This is a genomic window from Marinomonas sp. 63XJN7_9_ISO-PGPR-S23-217, from assembly GCF_056173515.1.
Map to the genome: position 1 here is coordinate 4,485,820 of NZ_CM149678.1, position 16,906 is coordinate 4,502,725.

Annotated in this window: 14 protein-coding genes; 5 read left to right on the plus strand and 9 right to left on the minus strand. The window is 43.6% G+C overall.

What is annotated here, in order from left to right; genetic code table 11:
* Positions 1-5 precede the first annotated feature (5 nt).
* The 3 genes from AC0VYI_RS20935 to hmuQ all read right to left on the minus strand — a co-directional run bounded on the left by AC0VYI_RS20935 (position 6) and on the right by hmuQ (position 1,716).
* Positions 6-215 carry a cold-shock protein gene (locus AC0VYI_RS20935; protein WP_067013201.1) on the minus strand — a complete coding sequence of 70 codons (210 nt, stop codon included), beginning with the start codon at positions 213-215 and terminating at the stop codon, positions 6-8.
* 227 nt (positions 216-442) lie between these two features.
* Entirely contained in the window at positions 443-1,183 is a 741-nt protein-coding gene (locus AC0VYI_RS20940) for a carbonic anhydrase (protein WP_475445323.1), read from the minus strand.
* A gap of 230 nt (positions 1,184-1,413) precedes the next feature.
* Positions 1,414-1,716 carry a heme-degrading protein HmuQ gene (gene hmuQ, locus AC0VYI_RS20945; RefSeq protein WP_475445325.1) on the minus strand — a complete coding sequence of 101 codons (303 nt, stop codon included), beginning with the start codon at positions 1,714-1,716 and terminating at the stop codon, positions 1,414-1,416.
* 296 nt (positions 1,717-2,012) lie between these two features.
* On the opposite strand from hmuQ, the gene ggt reads away from it, so the two are divergent.
* On the plus strand, positions 2,013-3,770 hold the full coding sequence (ggt, locus tag AC0VYI_RS20950) for a gamma-glutamyltransferase (RefSeq protein WP_475445327.1): 1,758 nt from the start codon (positions 2,013-2,015) through the stop codon (positions 3,768-3,770).
* Positions 3,771-3,840: 70 nt separating this feature from the next.
* Here the strand turns inward: ggt and AC0VYI_RS20955 are convergent, their stop codons facing one another.
* Complete coding sequence (locus tag AC0VYI_RS20955; RefSeq protein WP_475445329.1) at positions 3,841-4,746, minus strand: LysR family transcriptional regulator; 906 nt, start codon at positions 4,744-4,746, stop codon at positions 3,841-3,843.
* Between the two features lie 114 nt (positions 4,747-4,860).
* Here AC0VYI_RS20955 and AC0VYI_RS20960 point away from each other — a divergent pair, with 114 nt between their 5' ends.
* The 4 genes from AC0VYI_RS20960 to AC0VYI_RS20975 all read left to right on the plus strand — a co-directional run bounded on the left by AC0VYI_RS20960 (position 4,861) and on the right by AC0VYI_RS20975 (position 10,342).
* Positions 4,861-5,922, plus strand: a complete 1,062-nt coding sequence (locus AC0VYI_RS20960; protein ID WP_199477547.1) for a 4-oxalomesaconate tautomerase — start codon at positions 4,861-4,863, stop codon at positions 5,920-5,922.
* A 61-nt stretch (positions 5,923-5,983) separates the two neighbouring features.
* On the plus strand, positions 5,984-7,066 hold the full coding sequence (locus AC0VYI_RS20965; RefSeq protein WP_475445331.1) for a type 2 periplasmic-binding domain-containing protein: 1,083 nt from the start codon (positions 5,984-5,986) through the stop codon (positions 7,064-7,066).
* A gap of 26 nt (positions 7,067-7,092) precedes the next feature.
* A complete protein-coding gene (locus tag AC0VYI_RS20970) occupies positions 7,093-9,045 on the plus strand; it encodes a tripartite tricarboxylate transporter permease (protein WP_475445333.1) in 1,953 nt (650 codons plus the stop codon).
* Between the two features lie 73 nt (positions 9,046-9,118).
* Positions 9,119-10,342 (plus strand): MFS transporter, encoded by a 1,224-nt coding sequence (locus AC0VYI_RS20975; RefSeq protein WP_475445335.1) that lies wholly within the window; start codon positions 9,119-9,121, stop codon positions 10,340-10,342.
* A gap of 12 nt (positions 10,343-10,354) precedes the next feature.
* Here AC0VYI_RS20975 and AC0VYI_RS20980 read toward each other — a convergent pair whose 3' ends face one another.
* The 5 genes from AC0VYI_RS20980 to AC0VYI_RS21000 all read right to left on the minus strand — a co-directional run bounded on the left by AC0VYI_RS20980 (position 10,355) and on the right by AC0VYI_RS21000 (position 16,877).
* A complete protein-coding gene (locus AC0VYI_RS20980; protein ID WP_475445336.1) occupies positions 10,355-11,710 on the minus strand; it encodes a sigma-54-dependent transcriptional regulator in 1,356 nt (451 codons plus the stop codon).
* Positions 11,711-11,798: 88 nt separating this feature from the next.
* Entirely contained in the window at positions 11,799-14,096 is a 2,298-nt protein-coding gene (locus tag AC0VYI_RS20985; protein ID WP_475445337.1) for an ATP-binding protein, read from the minus strand.
* Between the two features lie 135 nt (positions 14,097-14,231).
* Positions 14,232-15,245 carry an EF-P lysine aminoacylase EpmA gene (gene epmA, locus AC0VYI_RS20990; protein WP_475445339.1) on the minus strand — a complete coding sequence of 338 codons (1,014 nt, stop codon included), beginning with the start codon at positions 15,243-15,245 and terminating at the stop codon, positions 14,232-14,234.
* A gap of 96 nt (positions 15,246-15,341) precedes the next feature.
* Positions 15,342-15,971 (minus strand): LysE family translocator, encoded by a 630-nt coding sequence (locus tag AC0VYI_RS20995; RefSeq protein ID WP_475445340.1) that lies wholly within the window; start codon positions 15,969-15,971, stop codon positions 15,342-15,344.
* 18 nt (positions 15,972-15,989) lie between these two features.
* Positions 15,990-16,877 carry an EamA family transporter gene (locus AC0VYI_RS21000; protein ID WP_475445342.1) on the minus strand — a complete coding sequence of 296 codons (888 nt, stop codon included), beginning with the start codon at positions 16,875-16,877 and terminating at the stop codon, positions 15,990-15,992.
* Positions 16,878-16,906 lie beyond the last annotated feature (29 nt).

Genomic DNA, 16,906 nt, shown 5'->3' on the forward strand with positions numbered 1-16,906 from the left:
AAATATTATAGCGCAGTAATATTTTCTGCTTGTGGGCCTTTAGGGCCAGTCGTCACAATGAATTCTACTTTTTGGCCTTCAGCCAAGGTTTTGAAACCTGAGCTGACAATAGCGCTAAAATGTGCGAACACATCTGGGCCAGACTCTTGCTCGATAAAGCCAAAGCCTTTTGTTTCATTGAACCACTTAACAGTACCTTGAATAGGGGTAGACATAATAATCACCTGATATATTAGTAATAGCCACATATGATGGCTGGAAATGCAAAAAATAGACTGTTACTTAAAAACTTTCAGGACGAGAATTATGAATAAAACTACGTAGATCAGAGTTAATAATTAGAGACTTCTTTCTAGCTGGAAAGTGCATACTATAGACATATAAAAGGAATAGCTATCTTTATTCCTTTTATTTTGTAATCTTATGTTCCGTTGAGCCAATTTTATTTTAGAATAACCCGTGCATTTATAGGCTGTACCGGACGATTATTGGGTACGCCAACGGTACGTTCAAATGCCTCTATCTGAGCTTTGGATGCGGCTATATAATGTTTCATGACTAACCAAGTAACGCCTTCAGAGCAAGGGGGCGTCGTCAAGGAGCCATTGAATCGATAATAGGTTTTGTCTTTGGGTAACAACCCCATCGCGTTCACACTTTGCGATAAGTGTTTTTCTTGTAGCATTTTCTTTGGCATTTCACGCCAAATTTTTTCCAAAGTGGGATTGGCTTTTCCTTGCTTAAACATTACGGCAACAACCGCAAGATTGCCCTCTTTATCGGCGTGAACGAGATGCGCTTCCATCGGATAGGAGTGGCCTTCTATGGTATTTTCACTCGGCGCATGAAAATGAAATTGCCTTAATTCATAGTGATGGCCCGCCAGCGTCAATACACTGCCCTTTTGATAGGTTACTTGAATCGTATGACCATTATTAACCACATCCTTACCACCATAACCATAAGAAAAAGATAAAGGCGGCAACTTAGCCTCAATCATCTTGGTTAAATTAATAGGCGATTGATTTTTCCCTTGCGAACACATTGAAAAATCACCCGACAAGGCACTCCAATGATCAGGTCCTTGCTGACCTTCATAGCTCCAATGAGCGTGTTCGGATGCCAATAAAGCCGATGACATGATGCCTGATAGCAGCACAAGAAAAAGTCCCTTTTTTAGCATGGTAAAACTTCCCTATCGTTATAAATACCGTTATTTTTCAGTACGTAAAAATTAAAGCGGTGAATTAATAACATCATTTTAGGGGATGTGGCAAACTGGATCTAAACCAAAAAGCACCGTTAATAATACTCGAATTACTTAAGAGGGAATGCAACCACCTACTCCTTAGACATATGCTATAGCGGTCAACTAATCCCCTCCCCCAGACACACGCAACCAAGTAACTTTTGTTAAAGAACGGTTGAAAAGCCTTCAAACTTTGGTGGACCAAGGTACAGGCCCCTAGATGACGTTGCATTCGCATGGGCCTTACGAAAGGCCTCAGATTTAGTCCAGTCGCGGAACGCCTGCTCGCTTTCCCAAATGGTATGAGAAGCGAACAAAGTGAACTCCTCATTGGTTTCGCCTTGCAATAAATTAAATGAATCAAAGCCTGGCACGTCTTTTAAATGGGTATCTCGGCTACGCCAAATATTAATAAATTCTTCTTCACGTCCTACTGCAATACGAAAACGGTTCATTGCTACGTACATAGTGACTCTCCTGCAACATAATGCATTCTATCAAGTAATCAGTCTTACCAAGGTTATAGTTAACAAAATGATCTGCCATCTGACAAGACTGTCCAGTCAAAAGTCCAATTCATTACCCATTAGCCTCAATATTCATCAAATATACGAAACATAAAAGAGCGCTTATGGTCTTTCTATTATCCGCATTATTTGTTCTGATTTGAGTACGGTTTAAAAACGTGTATCTACAAATAACAACAAATAAATGGCAAACAGATAAAAAACACTCTCTCAACTGTATACATAAGGACAGCCAAATGTACAAACGACAGACACCGCAACGATTGTTACTGCTTTCATCACTCTTTCTTAGTCAGAGCCTCTTTGCCTCTGGTCAAGTGACCGATGCCGTTGCTCCAGAGCAAACAAGCGCCATCTCTGAAAAAAAACTGGTCACAGCTCAACACGAGATGGTAGCAACCGCCAACCCTATCGCCACTCAAGTGGGTTACGATGTGCTCAAATCGGGAGGCTCTGCCATTGATGCACTGGTCGCCGTGCAAATGACATTGGGCCTTGTAGAACCTCAGTCTTCTGGTTTAGGTGGTGGCGCTTTCGCCGTTTACTACGATGCCAAAAACAAACAGCTCACCACCTTTGATGGGCGCGAAACCGCCCCCATGAAAGCCACTCCAGAACTGTTTCAAGACGACAATGGCAAGCCGCTCAAATTCTATGATGCAGTAGTCGGAGGGCGCTCTGTTGGGACTCCTGGTACCATTAAATTGATGGCCGAATTGCACAAACGCTATGGTCGAAAACCTTGGTCGGACCTATTAAAACCAGCAGAAAAAATAGCCCTCGATGGCTTTATTGTTTCGCCTCGACTCGCCCACTCTGTTGAAAGCAACAAAGCGCATCTATCTCGCTACCCAGAAACCAAAGCGTACTTTTTCAACTTGGATAACAGCCCCATCCAAGCGGGACAACGCCTGAAAAATTTGGCCTATGCCAGAACCTTAAGTGAATTAGCCATGCATGGCCCTGATATTTTTTATCATGGGAAAATTGGCAAGGACATCGTTCGGCAGGTCAACCATGTGGTGGATAATCCAGGGGTTCTGTCCGAAGCGGACTTGGCTAACTACCAAGTCAAACAAAGAAAGCCCGTGTGTCTGCCCTATAAACAATACAATATTTGCGGCATGGGGCCACCCAGCTCAGGCGGCTTAACCGTTGGACAAATCATGGGCATCACTGAACAATTTAATCTCGCTAAGATGGATCCCAACTCACCCGAAGCTTGGCAAATTATAGGCGATGCGTCACGTTTAGCGTTTGCGGATCGAGGTCGATACATGGCCGATACGGATTATGTCCCTATGCCACAGGGCCTACTAGACCCGAGCTATTTAAAGGCCCGTGCCCAACTTATCACCCCTGGCAAAGCGCTTGATCACGTTGCAGCGGGAGAACCTGAATGGCGTCATCCAGTCAAACAGGCAGACGATATCGCTATTGAATTTCCCAGTACCAGTCATATTGTCATTATCGACAAAGATGGCAACGCCGTTTCTATCACCACCACCATTGAAAGCGCCTTTGGCTCAAAGCTGATGGTCGATGGCTTTTTACTCAATAATGAGCTAACAGACTTCTCTTTTAAGTCATACGAAAATGGTTACCCAATCGCCAATCGATTAGAACCTGGTAAACGCCCACGCTCTTCCATGTCGCCTACCATCGTTATGAAAGAGGATAAACCTTACTTGCTGATCGGCTCACCAGGAGGCTCCAGCATCATTGGTTATGTCGTTAAAACGCTGATTGCGAATCTGGAATGGGGCATGAACATTCAGCAAGCCATTTCTTTGCCCAACGCCATCAATCGTTTTGGTACTTTTGAACTGGAGGAAGGCACAAAAGCAGAAGCTCTAAAAGGGCCATTAGAGAAAATGGGCTATAAAGTCGCCATAAAAGATTTGAATTCCGGGGCGCAAGGCATTGAAATCCAATCGGGTAAGCTCTACGGCGGAGCAGACCCAAGACGTGAGGGCTTGGTTTTAGGAGATTAATGAAAAACGCTCCTTCCCTTACTTACAATCCCCCCATAATGACGAGCCGTCATAATGGGGGTAGTGATCTCTAAATAAGATCAACGGCTTTCCAGTGTTCTAACAGTATATTGATAAATAGCTCGGCGGCAGGCGATACGGAAGTAGAACTACGCTTGACCAAGCCAATTGAACGATCAATTTTCTGCCCTTTGAGCGGCCTGAAAGTCAGCGTTGATGCCGAACTCAACGGCATGGCTAATTTCGGTACAATGGAGATGCCTAATCCCATTTCCACTAACCCCAATGAGGTTGAAAGGTGTTGAACCTCATAAAAACTGTTTAATTTCACCTGATCTCTGGCTAACGATTTATCCAATAAAATACGATTACCGCTGGCTCGTCCAACACTGATTAATTTATAGGGTTCCATATCAGCCCAAGACACTTCATCCAACTCGCACAATGGGTGATCTTTCCTCAGACAAACCACAAAAGGATCATCGAGAAGCGGTGTGAAAACCACCTCAGGGTGCTGTGCAATAGCCATGTTGATGCCAAAATCGGCATCCCCTCGAATAACGGATTCCAGCCCCTGATTGGCACTCTCGTCTAATATTTGAATACGAATACCAGGATAACGTTCGTTAAACACATTAATAACACTGGGCAAAAAATAAAACGCAGCAGTTGGAATGCACGCAATAATGACCTTACCTTTTTGCTGGGATGCCATGTCTTTAATGCCCAAAATGGACATTTCAAACTCTTCCACCATCCTTCTGGCCTTGGGTAAAAACTCTCTGCCGACCGATGTTAACCAGGTTTTTCTCGTTGTTCTTTCGAACAATTGCGCCCCAAGCAAAGACTCTAATTTTTGCATTCTTCGGCTTAATGCAGGCTGCGAAAGAAAGGTTAATTCCGCTGCATCATGAAAGTTTCCCGTCTCCGCAATCCGAATAAAAATAACCAAATCTTTGAACTCTATTTGATGCATGATCTTACCACTGATAACAATTTTGCATCATTTATAACTTATTTTTGCATTTGATGCACCAATTAACCTTATGAGATCTTAGCGCCAGTACCAATAACAACAAGGTTTTTTATAATGTCACAAACCATATCCTGCATGATTATGCGTGGTGGCACCTCTCGAGGCCCATACCTGAACATTTCTGACCTACCCAAAGAGAGAGAGGCCTGTGCGGATGTTCTTTTGAAAATAATGGGATCTGGTCATGAACTTCAGATAGATGGCATCGGTGGGGGCAATAGCCTAACAAGCAAGGTCGCCATGGTAGGCCCCTCAACCCATCCAGAAGCGGATGTGGATTATTTATTTGCTCAAGTGGGCATACTCGAGAAGAAAGTAGACTTCGCGCCAAACTGTGGAAACATGCTAGCAGGTGTCGCACCTTATGCGATCGAAACAGGGCTATTCCCAGCCTCAAACGATAAAACAATCGTACGCATTCATAATGTCAATACTGGCAAGATTATACATGCCACAGTATCAACACCTAATGGCAAAGTTAAATATTCTGGAAACACCATTATCGCTGGTACTAACTCGCCAGGGGAGCCTATTCATTTAACCTTTATCGACGTTGAAGGCTCTAAAACAGGCAAATTACTACCAACAGGGAACAAAATAGATATTATTGACTCGGTCCCCGTTACCTGTCTCGATGCGGCCACTCCCGTGGTTTTGATTAAAGCTGCAGACCTTAAAAAGACAGGTTATGAATCCCCATCAGAGTTTGATAATGATGTGGAATTCATGAGCCGATTAGAGAATATTCGCCTACAAGCTGGTCGATTAATGGGCCTAGGCGATGTATCTAACTCCGTAATCCCTAAACCTATTTTGCTGTCACCCGCTTTGCACGGTGGCACCATTTCAGCACGCTATTTCGTACCAAATAAATGTCATAAGGCGTTAGCTGTCACAGGCAGCATCGCCATTACAACCGCCTGTTGTACGCTCGGTACCATTGCATCAGAACTGATCAATAATAGCACCGACGATTCTTCTTTTGTTCTTGAACATCCCTCAGGAACAATAGAACTGGGTGTCACACGTAACGCTGAAGACAGGACTGTCATCGCAAGCGTGTCACTCATTCGAACTGCTAAACGAATATTAAGTGGCATCATTTATCTCGATTAGCAAACTAAACTATCTCAACGACTAAGATAAAAATTATATAAAAACAAAAAAGGATAATAATATGAAAAAGCACCTGAAGCTCTTATGTGCCTCAACTTTAATCTTTGGTAGTTTGCTAACTACGACTGTTAAAGCTGAGACGGCAGACATTCCCTCAACCATTAATTGGACCATACCCTTTGGTGTTGGTGGTGGTACAGATGTTTGGGCACGCTTTATCGCTCCCTATTTGACAAAGTATATTCCCACTCACCCAACAGTTGTTATTAAAAATCAACCAGGTGGTGGCTCCATTACGGGTACCAACTTATTTTATCAACGTGCTAGAAGCGATGGTTCCGATATTTTAGGTACCTCGGCATCAACACTTTTTCCGTACATGCTGGGTGACAAGCGCGTCCGCTACAACTTCGATAAATGGATGCCATTAATGGCCAGTCCAACAGGTGGTGTTGTCTATGTTCAGCCTAACCTTGGCGTTAAGTCCGCTGCCGATATTGATAAACTAAATGGCGTCACACTTCCTTTTGGATCCCAAGGTCCAACTCGACTTGAGCTGCCAGTGCTAATGGCCTTTGAAATGCTTGGTCTTGATGTGAAACCAGTATTCGGTATGAAGAGCCGTGGCGCAGGCCGTCTGGCTTTCGAACGTGGTGAAGCAAAAATCGACTTCCAGACCACTTCGGCTTATCTCAACTCAGTAGAAGACTTGGTTAAAAACCACAAAGCGATTCCTTTATTCTCATTAGGGGTGATGAACGAAGATGGAAAGATAGTACGCGATCCAGCTTTTCCAAATTTACCCACATTCCAAGAGGTCTATTTCCAGAAATATGGCAAGAAGCCATCTGGTAATGAATATACCGCTTACTCTAAGTTCTTAGCGGCAGGTTTTGCTTTCCAAAAAGTGATTTTTATTCCCTCAAATACACCAAACGACATTATTCAGGCGTATCAAAAAGGGATTAAAGAGATGTTGAAAGATCCTGACTTCATTAAAGACTCTATAGTGCAAATTGGCCCCTACAAAAATATTGTGGGTATCAATGCCGCTAAACACCTTCAAGAAGCCACCAAAATTTCTCCTGAGCTCTACGCTTGGGTAGCCAAATGGCTAAAACAGAAATTTGATTATTCACTCTAATCCAATGCTGTCATTAGGAGTTATTCATGACCGTGCTTCTTAGTGCCTTAGACCAAATCTTATCTTTTACGCACTTTATCTACTTATTAGGTGGGGTCCTAGTTGGTCTTGTGGTAGGTATTATTCCAGGACTCGGTGGTATTGCTGGTATGTCCTTACTGTTACCATTCATATACGGAATGGAACCATCTGTTGGCTTAGGAATGCTAATGGGACTGGTTGCAGTAATACCTACGGGCGATACGTTCACCTCCGTTTTAATGGGAATTCCTGGATCGAGTTCTTCCCAAGCCACGGTCATGGATGGCTTTCCACTAGCGAAAAAGGGCCAAGCAGCGCGTGCTTTATCTGCTGCTTTCATGTGCTCAATGATAGGTGGTGTGGTAGGTGCTATCGTTCTCAGTGTGTTCATTCTAGTTGCACGACCGATTGTACTGTCTTTCTCTTCCGCCGAATTATTTATGCTGACCCTATTGGGATTAAGTGTGGTGGCGGCGCTATCTGGCGGCAACATTTTTAAAGGTTTGGCTGCTTGTGGATTTGGCTTACTGGTTGGCTCTGTTGGTTCAGCCCCCGCTACAGGCGAGTTTAGATTTACCCTTGGCATCGATTATCTTTACGATGGCATTCCTTTGGTTGTTGTCGGTTTAGGCATTTTTGCCTTACCAGAAATCATTAGCCTGCTCGTGCAAAATAAAGCGATCGCGTCCACTCCCAACAAATTAGGACATGGCCTAAAACAAGGGATAAAAGACGTTTTTCAGAACCTTCCACTCGTTGGTAAATCATCTATTTTTGGTAGCCTTGTTGGGGCCATTCCAGGCTTGGGCGGCTCCGTTGTCGATTGGATGACTTACAGCTTTGCCATGAATTCGAGTAAAGACAGTTCACAATTTGGTAAAGGTGATATCAGGGGGGTTATCGCACCTGAATCTGCCAATAACGCCTGTGCCTCTGGCAGTATGATTCCAACGTTATTATTTGGCATACCTGGCTCAGGGTCAGCGGCGGTATTTTTAGGCGGTATGTTATTGCTTGGTTTACAACCAGGCGTCTCAATGATTACCACTCATCTGGACCTAACATATACCATCATTTGGTCTTTAGCCTTAGCGAACATTTTGGGTGCGGTTTTTTGTATTTGTTTTACACGCCCGATTTCACTGCTGACCTACGTTAAATTCTCAATACTTGCTCCCATCATTTTAACACTTATTCTGTTTGCCGCTTATCAAGCGACTCGCAGCCTAGGCGACTTCATCGTCCTTGGTGTCATTGCGACTATAGGTGTCTTAATGAAGGATGCAGGATGGCCACGCCCAGCGTTTTTAATTGGTTTTGTACTGTCATCTGGTGCGGAAAATTACTTTTTCCAAAGTATTCAGTTCTATGGTTACTCATGGTTTGAACGTCCTGGCGTAATTATTATTGCTTTGTTGATCCTATTGGGCTTTGTTCTTCCTCCTATTCTCAAAAGCAGAAGAAAAGCACAAAAAGACGAGGATCAAGTCACAGAAAAAGCGTTACCAGTCACCTCTGTTACCGATCTGATACTGATTCTTTTCATTACCAGCGCGGGGGCATATGCTTTATTTAAAATATGGGACATGTCCACATTAACCAAGGCATTTCCTCTGATTGCTATCGCGATTGTACTTTTCTCCTGCATCTCATTGCTGATTCAACGCTATAAAGTGAAGCATCAAAAAGTGGCCACTAATATAAGGTTAGAGGCTTGCTATATTATTGGCTTCTTTTTCATCGCCTGTGGATACTACTATTTAGGATTTATCTCCACTACATTTATTTTCTCATTGCTATTTTTATCCTATTTAGCAAAAGCCTCATGGCTTAAATCGTTAATCATCTCTTTTTGCTTAGTGGTGTTTTTATTAGTCATGCGCCATATCATGCACATCGACTATCCGGAAGGCTTTTTAGACCCTTACATTTTAACACCAATAGATAAAATATTTTAAAACTCATTGGTGAGGTTGCTCCCCCGCCTCCTCACCTTTTTTATTAACAATAAAACAATAAAAGGTTACAGATATGTCTGATACATCCAGTAATACGCCTTTCAAAAAGTCCTATATTATAATAACGATAGCATTAGCCTTATCAGGCTTATCAGAACTAGCTTCTTTATTTTTTATTCAACCTCTGCTGCCGACACTATCGAAGCTGTACCACATTCCCACCGATCATATTAGTGAAATTCTATCGGTTGAAACGGCTATGCTGGCTGTTGGTCTATTAGTCACCGGGAGCTTATCAGATCGTTTTGGACGAAAAAGACTCATTGTCACGGCACTCTTTTCCGGCGCAGTTATCACTAGTCTATGCTCTTTTATCCACTCTTGGGATCTTCTTGTTGCCATGATGGGGCTGCTTGGTCTAACGTTAAGTGGTATCGCAGCTGCAGCAACAGCTTATATTAGTGAAGAAATCCCCTCTGCTGTGGCCAGTATTGTCACCGGCTATTTTGTTTTCGGTAATTCAATGGGAGGCATGTCTGGTAGGGTGTTTGCTAGCCAAATGATTGCACACACTCAACTTCATAATATTTTCTTAGGGTTTTCATCACTACTATTTGCGATTTCATGCTTAGTACTGTTCTTACTTCCTTCTTCTAAAAACTTTAATCCAACACACAGTTTAAAATTAAAAAACATTGTGAATGGTATGGGGTTTCATTTAAGGAATAAAAAAATCCTGCCTGTATACTTCATTGGATTCATTATTTTTGGTGTCTTTACATCACTTTATAGTTTTTTAACGTTCCATGTTACTCAATCTCCATTTAACTTATCTCGTGCTCATGCTGGCCTTATCTCTATTTGTTTTGCTTTAAGTGTTATAAGTGCACCACAAGCAGGAAGACTGTCCAATAAGTTAGGCAGCTGCCCCGTTTACATTGGCCTATTTATAGCAATGATTGTTGGCATTGTATTATCACTATCAAACAGCATATATACCGTTTTAGCAGGGGTCATCATTTTTACCTGCTGTTTCTTTGGATGCCATTCTATTAGTTTAAGATGGGTAAACAAATATGCAGAAAAAGATAGAGGCCAAGCAACCTCAATTTATCTATTTTTCTATTATATTGGTGGCTCCGTTGTTGGCTATATCAATGGCTATATTTACTCAGATTTAGGTTGGAAAGGCCTTGTTATCTTTGTCGCAGCACTGCTTTTAGTCGCGATAATCATTGCTGGCTACCTAAGACATATCCCCTCTGAACAGGCAGAAGCCGCTGCAGCTTCTTCTTAACGTATCGGCCTACTACTTATAAATGTCTTTATCTAGGCCGTATTTGCGCATTTTGTCGTAAAGTGTTTTTCGCGGCAGGCCAAGGGCATCCATGGTGTCCTTGATAGACCCTTTCTGACGCAGTAGTTCTTGTTCTAGGAGCGTTTTTTCAAAACGCTCCATTTGCTCGGGTAACGTCATCACCCCAGGATTGTTTTCATTGATAATGATCTGGTCAAACTCAAAAGACCCCGCTTCTCCCATCAAGACATAGCGCTCTGCAAGATTACGAAGCTCCCGTACGTTGCCAGGCCAATCATAACTTAACAGGCTATGCATTCGTGCTGCGGATAGCGGCTCAGACTCTCGCTTATATTGAGCAGTGGCCACTAATGAAAAATGCTGCCAAAGCAAAGGAATATCATCCTTTCGATCACGCAGTGGAGGAATATCCACACGGACAACATTAAGTCGGTAGTATAAATCTTCTCGGAAGGTACCACTTTCACTTAAGTGTTTTAAGTCCACTTTGGTGGCCGCTAAAATACGTAAGTCTAAATCAATCCCTGTGTTGGATCCCAAACGCTCCAAGCGACGCTCTTCCAAGACTCGCAATAGACGAATCTGCATAGACATGGGCATACTTTCAATTTCGTCTAAAAATAAAGTGCCGCCATTGGCATGCTCCAGTTTACCTATACGTTGAGTTTTCGCATCGGTAAACGCACCTTTTTCATGGCCAAATAATTCAGACTCCATAATAGAATCTGGCACCGCCCCGCAATTAATCGCCACAAAGGCTTTACCGCGACGCAAACTGTGCTCGTGAATAAAACGCGCCACCAGCTCTTTCCCTGTCCCTGTTTCACCCTGAATCAAAATATCGGCCCCCGTATCGGCGACTTGAAGTAAGACCTGACGTAAACGATGAATGCCTGGAGTATTGCCGACAATGCGCGGGCCTGGTGCATTTTGCGCGACCAGTTCTAAACGTAATTGGCGGTTTTCAACGGTTAAACGGCGCTTTTCGGTGGCACGACGTACCACTTCTAAAAAGTCCGTATTGGAGAAGGGTTTTGCGATAAAATCATAAGCGCCATCACGTATTGCATTAACGGCCATACTAATATCACCATGGCCCGTTATCAGAATAAAGGGAATCTCTTTATCAATCTTTTTGACGGCTTCAAACAGTTCTAAACCACTCATTCCCGGTAAGTTAATATCGCTGACAATAATACCCGGCCAATCAATTGACAACTGATCAATCACCCCTTGCGCACTGGCAAACGCACTAACCTCAAAGTCTTCCAACTCTAATGTTTGCGAAATCGCCATACGGACGGATTCTTCATCGTCGATCAATATCACTCGATTGTGCTCTGTCATTACATTTCCTTGATGGTTACTTTGGTTTTATTCTCATCGATTAACGCTGGTTTTGACACTACTTCATTTGGCTCTAATGGATATTGGTTTAAGTAGATATTGGCTGAAAACGTGTTAGCGTAACACAAAACTCAGCCCCTCCAGAGTCTAGGTTTTTTGCTTGGATTTGCCCGTTCATGGCCTCAACTATACGCTGGCTAATGGACAAACCAAGCCCTAACCCCACCCCTGATGCCTTAGAAGTAAAAAAGGGCTCGAACAAATGCTTTTGCGCCTCTTCACTAAGCCCTTTGCCAGTATCCTGAATGGCAATCAACACCTTATCCGCGCTTTCTTTTATAAGCACACGAACCTGTTTATCAGCCTTGGCAGCTTCCTGAATAGCGTCGGCGGCGTTCGCGAGTAAGTTAACCAACACTTGCTCTAAAAATACCGTATCCCCCACGACGATCAAGCCTCTGTCTTCGGGTAACTCAATGGCAATATCTGCACTTTTATACCGTGATGCCATAATGCGCACGGCAGCGAGCATCGCTTCATGAACGCGAATCGGCCCTTGCTGTACATCCCCTTTTCGCGCGAATACTTTAAAGCGAGCGATAATATCTCCCATATGACGACCCAGCTGGCTGATTTGCTCTAAGTTGGCTTTCGCTTGCGGGTATTTATTACGCTCTAAAAAAGTCAAACCGTTTTCGGCAAACGCTCGAATGGCGGTTAATGGCTGATTTAACTCATGATTCAGCCCCGCGCTTAACTGCCCCAGCACTGCCAACTTTGCCGTCTGAATCAGCTCCCGTTGGGTACCTTCATGTTCTTCGATTTCACGACGAAGCCGACTGTTTGCCTCTTCTAGTTCGGATGTTCTTTCTTTTACCCGCGCTTCTAGGGCATTTCTCGCATGGGTAATTTCTTGCTCATAACGCTTACGTTCCGTCATATCGTGGAAAGTGACCAAAAAGCTACGACGGTTAGGCAGTTGCATTTCACATAAAGTCATTTCCACAGGAATACTCTTTTCCACCGAGATATCCTGTGTCGACATCCTCTTATCATGTGCTAAATAACACAGCGTCCCCTCTTGAGTGAGCACCTTAACTCCCATGGATTCTACGTTTTGCTCATCTCCTTGGTGATTGTCAGTAGGCTGAAACACAACACTCAGGGGCTGGCCTACTAATGGGGCCAATGATTGCCCTAATAATCTCTCAATGGCCGGGTTAAAGGACTCTATTTGATAACTGTCATCTAAAGTCACTAAGCCTGCCTGTGTATTCTGAATGACTTCACGAATATAAGCTTGATTATGACGGGCCATTTCATTGGCGTCAGAACGTTCCCGTAACATGCGAGAGCGCAGGGTCGCTAAGCCAAGTAGCAAGGCAGTAATAATCACCCCGCCGACAAAAATAGCGCGCCACAGAGCGATGTCTTCATTAATGGTTTTTAGCGGCGCAAAAATCGCGACGCGGAAATTCAATAACTGAATCGGACGACTCATCTGTAAATAAGCATGTCGCTCTAGCTGCACCTTACCATTTGGTGATGTCACCTCTTCTAGCACATCAATAATGGAGGCTTTGCTATCGAAGGGTTTGCTGTAAGCAATCGCAAGCTTTTCAATATCCTTGTCTTTATAGCGCTGGCTCTCGGCGATGCGTTGTAGTTCCTGATGAGATAACTCCCCTAACAAATGGTACAACCAATCTGGATGGGAGCTACTAAAGACGATCCCATCTGGGTCAATCAGCAAAAATTCATAACTTTGATTATTGAAGCGTTTCTCAAACTGTGTGAGATCCACTTTAACGACTGCCACGCCAATAATCTTGTCGCCACTGTAGACAGGGTAGGAAAAGTAATAACCACGACGATTCGATGTGGTTCCAAGCGCATAATAGCGGCCTGCCTTGCCAGACATGGCTTCCTTAAAGTAGGGTCTAAAGGCAAAATTTTTGCCAACAAAACTGGTTTTCTTTTGATAATTGGAAGCGGCAATGGTCAAGCCCTGCCTATTAATAATGTAGCTGTCAGAGGCCTCTGTGATAAGATTGATTTGCTTGAGCTCTCGATTAAGCTGCTCAATATCCTTGTCGGTTTCGTGAAGTAGAGCCTGTTTGACCCTATCATTAGATGCCAGCAACGTTGGCATGTGTTGATACTTCACAATCGCATTTTCTAACACGCTTACCAGCTGATTTAACTGATCAGCCACCTCATAACGCAGTGTTTTGATTTGCTGATGACGAAGCGCATCACCACCTTTTAAGACAACCCACACGACAAGCAATAAAGCCAATAAATACAGCCAAATAAGTCGTTTTGGCCCACCACCAAAAAAACCATTTTTTAGACGAGTACGAAACATTATGTGACGATCTTTCAAGCAGATATCCTATTTTTCTTATTCGATATCAATTCAGAATTGATGCGTAATCTATCCGCCAAATAGCGATTAAATCTCGCCATTTAGCACTCAAGTAGGCCCATGCTCTCGTTAAGTCCCTCATTTCCCCTATTTTCAAGCACGTTGATGAGCAAAAGGAATAACCTGTTCAATGTGCTGTTGCCCCGTTAGTAGCATCAGCAAACGGTCTACACCTAAGGCAACACCTGAACATTCTGGCATGCCAACCTCCAATGCCGAAATCAAGCGTTCATCAAACTGCCGATCAGCTAACCCCATGTGTTTGCGTGTTCGTTTATCATCCGCAAACCGTTTTGCCTGTTCCTTTGGGTCCGTCAATTCATGATAGCCATTCGCCAACTCCATACCTTGCCAATAGAGTTCAAAGCGCGCAGCAACTTCTTGTCCTTGTTCATTCAAATGTGTGGTCGCCAATGCGGCCTGACTTGCTGGATAACTGTGAATAAAACATGGCAGATGTTGCCCGATAGCAGGTTCCACCACAGACGCAAACACCAACTCCAACAAGGTATCTCGATCCGTTTCTTGCAAACCGTATTCGGTCTGTTGATGGGCATACTCCTGTAATGCACTTAATTCACACGACAATGGATCAAGCCCTGTGTGACGCAAGAAAGCCGCTTGATAACTCAGGCGCTCACACTCAAACACCTCGTCTTTCGTTAATGGGGGGTCTTTTGGTAAACCAACCACCTTGATGATGGTCTTTAATAACGCTTGAATTTCATCCATCAGCTGCCAATGATTCAAGCCCACCCGATACCATTCCAACATAGTAAATTCAATGCTATGACGACGGCCTATTTCTTCAGCACGAAACACTTTACCAAGCTGGTAAATCGAACCAGAGCCCGCACATAACAAACGCTTCATAGCAAACTCAGGGGACGTTTGTAAATAATAGATCAGATTTTGCCCTTGCGTTCTAGCCTCACAGGTCAACACTTCAATATGAGGGTCGGTAATACTGGCAAGGGACAAACTCTGAGTGTCCACCTCCATCACCTCTCGTGCCTCAAAAAAGGTACGAATACATTGCAATAAGCGGGCGCGCTTTCTTAGTGTTTCAAGGTTAGCACTGGGCTGCCAAAGGGCAGAATCATACATAACAAATACTCAGAAAAATAAAAGACATCATAGCAAACCTAACAAAGAAATAACGCGGATATAACCTCCTCCACATCACCATACTCGCCGATACAACTAATCACTTAATGGGCTCCATAACAGTTTCAGCCCCGCCATCCCAAAAAAGACAGTAAATACACCATCAAACAGACGTTTTAATTTGAAATAAGTACCACGAATTTTAGGGTTAGAGAACAGCAATGCGTAACCAAAAACCACTATGGCACTTTGTAACCCTAATAGTAAAATCAAGGGAAGAAGCGCCAAAACATGACTGTTTTTCGGGACACCCAAAGCATAAATAGAACCTAAAAGTAAAATCGCTTTTGGGTTAGTCAAATGGATCATTAGGCCGCGTAAATAGAGACGGTTCCCTTTCCCTCCCTCTCTTCTATTGGGTTCAAGTTTTATCTCTTTTTGCCCCATAGATAAAAACGATTTGTAGGCTAAATACAACAAATAGACACCACCCAAATAGCGAAGCATATCGAATAGCCAAACATTGGCATACATGACGGCCCCCATGCCAAGCGCCGCAGCACAGGACCAAAAGAGCGAGCCCGTCAAAATACCACACGCTAACAGCAAGCCAGAGGTTCGACCATGGCTCATCGAGGTATTAGCAATCGCAAGAGTGGCAGGACCTGGGCTTGCCATCGCCACCAGAGCTGCCAACAGAATCAGTCCGTAGTGTATTTCTTGCATAACGATTTTCTCCAAAGCCTAAACGCCATCAGCCAAGTTGACATTGAGTGAGGGTTTAGCTTTCATCTGTCCGATAAAGAGACCTAATAATATGAAGCCAGCCGCCATCACTTCATTGAAGGACACCACTTCACCGTAAAACCAATAGCCACCTAATATACCAAATACCGGTACAAGCAAGGTCATCGGAGCCACGCTCGACATAGAATAGGTCATCATCATTTTATTCCAAAACCAATACCCTAGTAAGGTCGTTGGATAGGCTTGAAATACAATAGAAAACAGGGCCCATCCATTGAACCGCTCAGGTAAAAGCGTGACGGCTTGCACACCATGGCTCAACATCGCTAATACCAATAAAGGCAGTGGCGCAAACATCATGGCCCAAACATTAAAAGCAAAAACCGATTGAGTATTGGCACGTTTCACAATCAAGCCATTGACACTCCAAAAGACGGATGCCACGAGAACAAGAATAACGCCTTGCACCGTCACTGATTCCCCTTTAGAAAGCATAATCAAGAGTAAACCAAACAGTGCTAAGCCTGCTCCACATAGCTTATGGCGTGTAATCGTTTCATTCAAACACAACCAGCCCACCAGCAAACTGCTCACCACACTCATATCCAACAACAGTGATGCCATTCCTGCCGACAAACCTGCATAAATGGAGAGAGTGGTCATGCCCCAAACACCAACACCAAAGCTCAACCCATAGCCAAACAAATAGCGCCATTTCACCTCAGGCCGCTTGATAAAGAAAATCACGGGGAAAACCGCAAAAGTGAAGCGCAGTGCTGTGAGTACCAATGGATCAATCTCGTTGGTACCCAGCTTAATCACACTGAAATTGAATCCCCACAGTGCCATCAAAGCGACCAATAAAAAGACATCTTTTAATTTCATTCTTCTCTCCAGTTAACCAAATAATGGGA

Excerpts from the sequence above, each read along its gene's own strand:
- epmA (WP_475445339.1), bottom strand. The coding sequence starts at position 15,245 with ATGTATGATTCTGCCCTTTGGCAGCCCAGTGCTAACCTTGAAACACTA.
- AC0VYI_RS20975 (WP_475445335.1), top strand. The coding sequence starts at position 9,119 with ATGTCTGATACATCCAGTAATACGCCTTTCAAAAAGTCCTATATTATA.
- AC0VYI_RS20995 (WP_475445340.1), bottom strand. The coding sequence starts at position 15,971 with ATGCAAGAAATACACTACGGACTGATTCTGTTGGCAGCTCTGGTGGCG.
- AC0VYI_RS20970 (WP_475445333.1), top strand. The coding sequence starts at position 7,093 with ATGACCGTGCTTCTTAGTGCCTTAGACCAAATCTTATCTTTTACGCAC.
- AC0VYI_RS20940 (WP_475445323.1), bottom strand. The coding sequence starts at position 1,183 with ATGCTAAAAAAGGGACTTTTTCTTGTGCTGCTATCAGGCATCATGTCA.
- AC0VYI_RS20960 (WP_199477547.1), top strand. The coding sequence starts at position 4,861 with ATGTCACAAACCATATCCTGCATGATTATGCGTGGTGGCACCTCTCGA.
- hmuQ (WP_475445325.1), bottom strand. The coding sequence starts at position 1,716 with ATGTACGTAGCAATGAACCGTTTTCGTATTGCAGTAGGACGTGAAGAA.
- ggt (WP_475445327.1), top strand. The coding sequence starts at position 2,013 with ATGTACAAACGACAGACACCGCAACGATTGTTACTGCTTTCATCACTC.
- AC0VYI_RS20935 (WP_067013201.1), bottom strand. The coding sequence starts at position 215 with ATGTCTACCCCTATTCAAGGTACTGTTAAGTGGTTCAATGAAACAAAA.
- AC0VYI_RS20965 (WP_475445331.1), top strand. The coding sequence starts at position 5,984 with ATGAAAAAGCACCTGAAGCTCTTATGTGCCTCAACTTTAATCTTTGGT.
- AC0VYI_RS20955 (WP_475445329.1), bottom strand. The coding sequence starts at position 4,746 with ATGCATCAAATAGAGTTCAAAGATTTGGTTATTTTTATTCGGATTGCG.
- AC0VYI_RS20980 (WP_475445336.1), bottom strand. The coding sequence starts at position 11,710 with ATGACAGAGCACAATCGAGTGATATTGATCGACGATGAAGAATCCGTC.
- AC0VYI_RS21000 (WP_475445342.1), bottom strand. The coding sequence starts at position 16,877 with ATGAAATTAAAAGATGTCTTTTTATTGGTCGCTTTGATGGCACTGTGG.